This is a genomic window from Streptomyces sp. NPDC029956 (genome assembly GCF_055574655.1).
On record NZ_JBVHZJ010000056.1, the window covers coordinates 47,963 to 55,190 of the forward strand.

A 7,228-nucleotide genomic window follows, 5' to 3' on the forward strand; every position below is an offset into this window, starting at 1 on the left:
TCCCCGTACGGGCCATGAGGGTACGGCCCCGTGGCCCTGATTCTTCCTGTCCGAGGGCCCGGTTGCGAACCCGGGGGCGGATCGGGGTGTCTCAGGTCATATGGAAGCCATCCGGAAGGGAAGCCTCACACCGTGCCGGACGGCTCCGAGAGGACCGCGAACCGCGCGCCCTGGTTGTCGTGGACGACGGCGATGCGGCCGTGCGGGGTGTCGAAGGCGGGGGTGGCGACCCGGCCGCCGAGCCGGACGGTGGTCGCGCAGGCCTCGTCGCAGTCGGGGACTGCGAAGTAGACGAGGACGTGTCCCGGCATCTCGGCGGGGAAGTCGTCGCTGATGACGGCGCGTCCGCCGAAGGCGCTGTCGTCGCCGGTCCGGGAGCCGGGGGGCGACCAGACGCGGTAGTCGAAGTCGGCCTCCCTGCCCTCCTCGTCGGCGTCGGCCTGGCGGCCGAGGTAGCCGAAGACGGTGGCGTAGAAGGTGTCGACGGCGTCGGGGCGGCGCGTGTACACCTCCATCCAGCAGAAGGAGCCCGGTTCGTTGATCACCTCGAAGCCGTTGTCGTCGCCGGACTGGCGGAGGCCGAAGACGGCGCCGCCGGGGTCGGCGGCGAGCGCGAGGACGCCGAAGGGGCCGACGGGGTAGGGCTCCATGACCATCTGGCCGCCGGCGGCCTTGATCCGGGTGGCGAGGGTGCCGGCGTTCTCGGTGGCGAGGTAGACGGTCCAGGTGGTGGGCATGCGGCCGTCGCGCTTGGGGAGCAGGCCGGCGACGCGGCGCCCGTCGAGGAGGGCCTCGTCGTGGTCGGGGTCGAAGGTCCAGCCGAAGAGCTCGCCGTAGAAGCGCTTGCCCGCCTCGAGGTCGGGGAGCTGTGCGTCCACCCAGCAGGGGGTGCCCTCAGTACGTACGGCCATGTCCACACGCTAGGTCGGCGGAAACCGTCCCGCAGCGTCCCGCACCGCCCCGACATGCGAACAAAGTGGCGATTTATCGTCCCAGAACCCTTGGGGCGCTTGAGTTGTCCACCGAAGTTGTCCACAGGCTGTTCATAAGCCTATTCGGGTACGGGAATCCCGCCGCCGGGACGCGAAGACCCCGCCGACCGTCTGCCCACCCGTCACGAGTGGCGCGATCCCGCCCCTCCCCCGCACCGCCCCGCCCACGGAGACACGCGTGCCGACCTCGGAGAACACGAGTGGCAGAGGGGTGCACCCCATTTGCAGTCGGCCGAATCGCGCGCCGACACCCCCTCGGTAAGCTGACGGCATGACAGGACAAGTACGCACCGTCGACGGCCGCGTGGCCGGACGACGCGGCCAGGCGACGCGGCAGAAGCTGCTCGACTGCCTCGGTGAGATGCTCAGCTCCTCGCCCTACCGGGACGTCAAGGTCATCGATGTGGCCCGGAAGGCGGGTACTTCACCCGCGACGTTCTATCAGTACTTCCCGGACGTCGAGGGAGCGGTTCTCGAGATCGCGGAGGAAATGGCCAAGGAGGGCGCCGGGTTGACCGAGCTGGTCTCCGGCCGCTCCTGGGTCGGCAAGGCCGGCTGGCAGACCTCCGAAGAACTCGTCGAAGGCTTCCTGGACTTCTGGCGGAAGCACGACGCCATCCTCCGGGTGGTGGACCTCGGCGCCGCGGAGGGCGACAAGCGGTTCTACAAGATCCGCATGAAGATCCTGAACTCGGTCACCAACTCCCTCACGGACGCGGTGAAGGAGCTCCAGGCCAAGGGCAAGGTCGACAAGGAGGTCAGCCCCGCCGCCATGGCCGGCTCGCTCGTGGCGATGCTGGCCGCGGTCGCCGGCCATCAGAAGGGCTTCACGACCTGGGGCGTGAAGCAGGCCGAACTCAAGCCCAACCTCGCTCTGTTGGTGCATCTGGGCATCACCGGCAAGAAGCCGACCAGATAGCCCCGCCCACTCCTCCACCCGTCCTGTCGTCGACGCCGACGGCGGCCCGCCCCACGGACCGCCGTCGGCGTCGCCGTGTCCGGGCGGGCTCCGCGGCGCCGCCGCACAGGCCGCGACCGGCGCCGACCGCGACGTCTCATCGCCTGCTCAGCCGGAAGAGCCTGATCTCGCGCTCGATCCGCGCCTGGTACGTGGCGTACGGCGGCCAGAACACGAGCGCCGCCCGCCACGCCTCCGCACGCTCCTCCCCGGCGAGCAGCCGCGCCCGCACGGGGACGTCCTCGCCCTTCCAGTTCACCTCGACGTCCGGATGGGCGAGCAGGTTCGCCGTCCACGCCGGGTGCCCGGGGCGGCCGAAGTTGGAGCCGATCAGCAGCCAGCCGCCGTCCGGCTCCGGCATGCAGGCGAGCGGGGTGACCCGGGGCAGGCCGCTCCTCGCGCCCCGGGCGGTGAGCACCACACCGGGCAGCATCTGGGCGCTGAGCAGCACCTTTCCCCTGGTCAGCCGGTGCACGGCCTTGTCCATGGCGGGCACGACGTGCGGGCCGATCCGGGCGAAGGTCCTGGTCGAGGACATCTTCTGCATGAGCGTGCGTCCGACGGGCATCTACGCCGCCACCTCTCCGAAGAGTCCGGTCCGTTCCGCCGCCCGTGCGCGCAGCCGCCGCACGGGCCCGAAGAGCAGTTCGTCGGAGGCGGCCCGCTTGAAGTAGAGGTGCGCCTCGTGTTCCCAGGTGAAGCCGATGCCGCCGTGGAGCTGGATGGACTCGCCCGCGGTGGCGCGGAGCGCCTCCAGGGCGTGGGCGAGCGCGAGCGGCCCGCTGTCGGGTCCGGGTGCGGGCTCCCCGGCCGCGCAGGAGGTGAGGGAGCCCGCGGCCTCGACCTGGACGTACAGGTCGGCGAGGCGGTGCTTGACCGCCTGGAAGGAGCCGACGGGCCGGCCGAACTGTTCGCGCGCGCCGACGTGGGCGACGGTCCGGTCGAGCGCCTCCCGGGCCGCGCCGACGGCCTCGGCGGCCAGCATGACGGCGGCGGTGCGGCCGGTGACGGCGAGCACGCCGAGGACGTCGGCGGGTTCCTCGCCGAGGAGTTCGGCCTCGGTGTCCCGGAACTGGACGGTGGCCTGGGTCCTGGTGGCGTCCAGGGTGGTCTGCCGGGTGCGGACCAGCCCGCCGGGTTCCGGGGACCCTGCCCGTACGAGGAAGAGCAGGGTGCGGCTGCGGGCGAAGCCGCCGGTGTGGGCGGCGACGAGCAGCAGTCCGGCGCTGTGTCCGTCGAGGACCTGGGCGGCCTCGCCGTACAGCCGCCAGCCTCCGTCGACGGCGCGGGCCTGGACGCCGCCCGCACGGCCGCCGCCGGACCAGTCCTCGGCGGTGTTGTCGCCGGTGAGGCCGAGGGCCAGCGCGAGCGAGCCGCCGGGGACGGCGAGGGCGCAGGTCAGAGTGCCGTCGGCGAGCGCGGGGAGGAGTCCGGCGCGCTGCTCGGGGGTGCCGAGGGCGGCGAGGAGCGGGGCGGCGAGGACGCTGGTCGCGAGGAGCGGGGAGGGGGCGAGGGCGCGGCCTGCCTCCTCGCAGGCGAGGGCGAGTTCGGCGGGCCCGCAGCCGACGCCTCCGTACTCCTCGGGGAGGGCGAGCCCGGCGACGCCGAGGGTGCCGGACATCCGGGCCCAGAGGTCGGGGTCGTAGCCCTGGGGGGTGGCGGCGGCCGCGCGGTTCTCCTGCGGTCCGGCCCGTTCGGTGAGCAGGTCGCGCAGGGTGCGGCGGATCTCCTGCTGCTCCTCGGTGAGCGGGACGGCGAGCGAGGCGTCCATGAGGCTCCCTCCGTTTCTGACGGTGCGTCATGCTAGGCCTGCGCCGGTCCGGTTGCCAGAGTCGCGCCGGTTCCGTTCACATGAATCTGATGTACCGTCAGATTCATGCCGACCACCGTGCCGACCGACGCGCCCGCCACCGTGCCGACCACCGCCGGCGCCACCGCACGCACCATCGTCCGCCGCCCCCGCCGCGTCGCCGTCGCCGGCGTCGCCCTCGCCGACTGCGGCCGGGTCGACGAGGCCACGCCCTACGCCCTGCACGCCCAGGCCGCCCGGCGCGCGCTCGCGGACAGCGGCCTGGACCGCTCACTGATCGACGGCCTCGCCTCGGCGGGCCTCGGCACCCTCGCCCCGGTCGAGGTCGCCGAGTACCTCGGGCTCCGGCCCCGCTGGGTGGACTCGACCGCCGTCGGCGGAGCCACCTGGGAGGTCATGGCCGCGCACGCCGCCGACGCGATCGCCGCCGGCCACGCGAACGCGGTCCTCCTCGTGTACGGCTCCACCGCGCGCGCCGACATCCGCGCCCGGCGGCGCACCGCGAACCTGTCGTTCGGCGCGCGCGGCCCGCTCCAGTTCGAGGTGCCGTACGGACACACCCTGATCGCCAAGTACGCGATGGCCGCCCGCCGCCACATGCACGAGTACGGGACGACCCTGGAGCAGCTCGCCGAGGTGGCCGTCCGGGCGCGGGCGAACGCGGCGCTCAACCCCGAGGCGATGTTCCGCGACCCGATCACGGTCGACGACGTCCTGGCCGGGCCGATGATCGCGGACCCGTTCACCAGACTGCACTGCTGTCTGCGCTCGGACGGCGGCTGCGCGGTGCTGCTGGTCGCCGAGGAGTACGTGCGGGACTGCCGCAAGGCCCCGGTCTGGGTGCTCGGCACGGGCGAGCACGTCTCCCACACCACGATGTCGGAGTGGGAGGACTTCACGGTCTCCCCGGCGGCCGTCAGCGGCCGGCTCGCCTTCGAGCGGGCGGGCGTGACCCCGGCGGACGTGGACCTCGCCGAGATCTACGACGCCTTCACCTACATGACCCTGGTGACCCTGGAGGACCTGGGGTTCTGCGCGAAGGGCGAGGGAGGGGCGTTCGTCCAGGAGAAGGACCGGCTGCCGGTGAACACGGACGGGGGCGGACTCTCGGCCTGCCATCCGGGGATGCGGGGGCTCTTCCTGCTGGTGGAGGCGGTACGGCAGCTGCGCGGGGAGGCGCCGGGCCTCCAGGTGCGACGCCCGGACGGGAGCCTGCCGGAGGTGGCGGTGGCGTCGGGCACGGGGGGCTGGTTCTGCTCGTCGGGGACGGTGGTCCTCGGCCGGGCGTGACCCCGGCCAGGAATCTATACAAGCGTCATAGACAAGCGTGTAGGACATCCGTATAGTCATGGCTGCGGGCAGGGGAACGGCCCGCAGCCGCCGACAAGGAGTCCTGCCGTGAACAGCACCGCTCGCACCGCCGCGAACACCGCCGCACACACCTCCGCGAAGACCGTCCTCATCTCGGGCGCCTCGGTCGCCGGCCCCGCCCTCGCCCTCTGGCTGCACCGCTACGGCTTCACCCCCACCGTCGTCGAGCGCGCCCCCGGACTCCGCACCGGCGGCTACAAGGTGGACATCCGCGGCACCGCGATCGAGGTCTGCCGCCGGATGGGGATCCTCGACGAGATCCGCGCCGAGTCCACCGACATGCGCGGTGGTTCCTACGTCGACGACCGCGGCCGCACCATCGGCGAACTGTCCGCCGACGTCTTCGGCGGACGCGTCGCGGAGGACGACGAGATCATGCGCGGCGAGCTGGCCCGCATCCTCCACGAGCGGACCCGCGACGACGTCGAGTACCTCTTCGGCGACTCCATCGCCACCCTCGACGAGGACGCCGACGGCGTCACCGTCACCTTCGAGAGCGGCACCGTCCGCCGCTTCGACCTGGTGGTCGGCGCCGACGGACTGCACTCCCACACCCGACGCCTGGTCTTCGGCGAGGAGAGCCGGTTCAAGCGCCACCTCGGCGCGTACGTCTCCATCTTCACCGCCCCCAACCACCTCGGCCTCGACCGCTGGGAGACGTACCACGCGCTGCCCGGGAAGCTGGTCTGCGTCTACAGCTCGGCCGGCGAGACCGACGCGAAGAACCTCTTCATCTTCTCGGCGCCCGAGGAACTCCCGTACCACCACCGGGACATCACCGCCCAGCGGCGCCACCTCGCCGAGTCCTTCGCCGGCGACGGCTGGGAGATCCCCCGGCTCCTCGGCCACGCCGCCGACGCCGACGACCTCTACTTCGACTCCATCTCCCTCATCGAGATGGACCGCTGGTCGAAGGGGCGCGTCGTCCTCCTCGGCGACGCCGCCCACTGCTCCTCCCCCGCCTCCGGCCAGGGCACCGGGCTCGCCCTCACCGGCGCGTACGTCCTGGCGGGCGAACTGGCCCGGGCCGGAGGCGACCACCGCGTCGCCTTCGAGCGCTACGAGGCGCACATGCGGCCCGGCGTGGAACGCAACCAGCGGATGGCGGAGGGCTTCGTCAAGGAGATGACCGTCGGCTCCAAGTGGAAGATCAAGCTGCGGATGCTCATGGTGCGGACCCTGCCGAAGACCCCGTGGAAGAACCTCATCGCCAAGAAGATCCGCGACGAGATCCAGGCGGCGGCGAACGCGGTCCCGCTGGTGGACTACCGGACACCCCTCACGAACGGCACCCGCGGCACCACCGCCGCGCGCTCTACCGTGGCCTCATGACCGACTTCCACCACGCCCTGCGCTCCCTGAAGGTCTGGGACACCGAGCTGCCCGCCTTCGACCCGGCGGGCGCCCCGCCCGAGCCGCTCCCCCTCTTCCACGACTGGTTCACGGCGGCGGTCGCGGCCGGCCAGACCGAGCCGCACACCCTCTCGCTGGCCACCGTGGACGAGGACGGCAGGCCCGACGTCCGTACGGTGATGCTGCACGACGCCGACGCCCGCGGCTGGCACTTCGCCTCCCACGCCACCAGCGCCAAGGGCCGCCAGCTCGCCGCCCGCCCCGAGGCGGCGCTCGGCTTCTACTGGCCGGTCCAGGGCCGCCAGGTCCGGATCCGGGGCCACGTCACCACCGGGACGCCGGAGGAGGCGTACGAGGACCTCCACGCCCGCTCCACCGGCGCCCTGGCCTCGGCCCTGGTCGGCCGGCAGAGCGAGCTCCTCGACTCCCCGGAGACCCTCGCGGAGGCGAGCGGGCGGGCCTGGAGCCGGGCGCAGGCCGAACCGGACGCCCCCGCCCCCACCTGGACGCTCTACGTCGTCGAGCCGGCCGAGGTCGAGTTCTTCCAGGGCGACGAACGGCGCCGCCACCTCCGCCTCCGCTACCGCCGCACGGACGAGGGCTGGACCCGCGAACTCCTCTGGCCGTAGGGGGCGTCCGGCGACCGGCCCCTAGTGACCTGGTTCGGAGATCCTGTCGCAGTAGCGGCAGATGCGGTCGAGGATCTGGTCGGCGGTCTTGGTCCATTTGAAGGGCCGGGCGTTG

At 72.7% G+C, this 7,228-nt stretch carries 7 protein-coding genes; 4 read left to right on the forward strand and 3 right to left on the reverse strand.

Annotated elements, in window-relative coordinates; all coding sequences use genetic code 11:
* Window positions 1-125: 125 nt before the first annotated feature.
* Window positions 126-911 (reverse strand): VOC family protein, encoded by a 786-nt coding sequence (locus ACZ4XX_RS32410; RefSeq protein ID WP_468511429.1) that lies wholly within the window; start codon window positions 909-911, stop codon window positions 126-128.
* A 352-nt stretch (window positions 912-1,263) separates the two neighbouring features.
* On the opposite strand from ACZ4XX_RS32410, the gene ACZ4XX_RS32415 reads away from it, so the two are divergent.
* Complete coding sequence (locus tag ACZ4XX_RS32415; RefSeq protein WP_030315615.1) at window positions 1,264-1,911, forward strand: TetR family transcriptional regulator; 648 nt, start codon at window positions 1,264-1,266, stop codon at window positions 1,909-1,911.
* Between the two features lie 136 nt (window positions 1,912-2,047).
* Here ACZ4XX_RS32415 and ACZ4XX_RS32420 read toward each other — a convergent pair whose 3' ends face one another.
* Together ACZ4XX_RS32420 and ACZ4XX_RS32425 are read right to left on the reverse strand one after the other, a co-directional pair.
* Entirely contained in the window at window positions 2,048-2,518 is a 471-nt protein-coding gene (locus ACZ4XX_RS32420; RefSeq protein ID WP_468511430.1) for a nitroreductase family deazaflavin-dependent oxidoreductase, read from the reverse strand.
* Window positions 2,519-3,721 (reverse strand): acyl-CoA dehydrogenase family protein, encoded by a 1,203-nt coding sequence (locus ACZ4XX_RS32425; RefSeq protein ID WP_468511431.1) that lies wholly within the window; start codon window positions 3,719-3,721, stop codon window positions 2,519-2,521. It abuts the gene before it with no gap.
* A gap of 105 nt (window positions 3,722-3,826) precedes the next feature.
* On the opposite strand from ACZ4XX_RS32425, the gene ACZ4XX_RS32430 reads away from it, so the two are divergent.
* The 3 genes from ACZ4XX_RS32430 (at window position 3,827) to ACZ4XX_RS32440 (ending at window position 7,113) form a co-directional block, all read left to right on the forward strand.
* Complete coding sequence (locus ACZ4XX_RS32430; RefSeq protein WP_468511432.1) at window positions 3,827-5,050, forward strand: thiolase C-terminal domain-containing protein; 1,224 nt, start codon at window positions 3,827-3,829, stop codon at window positions 5,048-5,050.
* Between the two features lie 108 nt (window positions 5,051-5,158).
* A complete protein-coding gene (locus tag ACZ4XX_RS32435; protein WP_468511433.1) occupies window positions 5,159-6,463 on the forward strand; it encodes an FAD-dependent monooxygenase in 1,305 nt (434 codons plus the stop codon).
* A complete protein-coding gene (locus tag ACZ4XX_RS32440) occupies window positions 6,460-7,113 on the forward strand; it encodes a pyridoxine/pyridoxamine 5'-phosphate oxidase (RefSeq protein ID WP_468511434.1) in 654 nt (217 codons plus the stop codon). Before ACZ4XX_RS32435 ends, ACZ4XX_RS32440 begins: the two co-directional genes overlap by 4 nt.
* The last annotated feature ends 115 nt before the right edge of the window (window positions 7,114-7,228 follow it).

Coding starts and splice junctions, on each gene's coding strand:
- ACZ4XX_RS32425 (WP_468511431.1), bottom strand. CDS start 3,721: ATGGACGCCTCGCTCGCCGTCCCGCTCACCGAGGAGCAGCAGGAGATC.
- ACZ4XX_RS32440 (WP_468511434.1), top strand. CDS start 6,460: ATGACCGACTTCCACCACGCCCTGCGCTCCCTGAAGGTCTGGGACACC.
- ACZ4XX_RS32420 (WP_468511430.1), bottom strand. CDS start 2,518: ATGCCCGTCGGACGCACGCTCATGCAGAAGATGTCCTCGACCAGGACC.
- ACZ4XX_RS32410 (WP_468511429.1), bottom strand. CDS start 911: ATGGCCGTACGTACTGAGGGCACCCCCTGCTGGGTGGACGCACAGCTC.
- ACZ4XX_RS32430 (WP_468511432.1), top strand. CDS start 3,827: ATGCCGACCACCGTGCCGACCGACGCGCCCGCCACCGTGCCGACCACC.
- ACZ4XX_RS32415 (WP_030315615.1), top strand. CDS start 1,264: ATGACAGGACAAGTACGCACCGTCGACGGCCGCGTGGCCGGACGACGC.